At 71.0% G+C, this 262-nt stretch carries 1 pseudogene; it reads left to right on the top strand.

The annotated features are described in order from the left end of the window. Positions 1-262 (top strand): annotated as a pseudogene (locus KVT14_RS20535) (glucose-6-phosphate isomerase); the annotation flags it as partial.

Genomic DNA, 262 nt, shown 5'->3' on the forward strand with positions numbered 1-262 from the left:
CGCGTTCGGCATCGACCCGGAGAACGCGTTCGGGTTCTGGGACTGGGTCGGCGGGCGCGACTCGGTCGACTCGGCGATCGGCACCTCGCTGGCGATCGCGATCGGCCCGGACGCCTTCGGCGAGATCCTCGAGGGCTTCCACGCCGTCGACGAGCACGTCCGCACCACGCCGTTCGACCAGCACGTGCCGGTCCTCATGGGCCTGCTCCACGTCTGGCACGTCAACTTCCTGGACGCGCACCCGCACGCCGGCCTGCCGTAC

This window comes from Cellulomonas sp. GbtcB1 (assembly GCF_019091725.1).
In the GTDB taxonomy this organism is placed as follows: Bacteria; Actinomycetota; Actinomycetes; order Actinomycetales; family Cellulomonadaceae; genus Cellulomonas.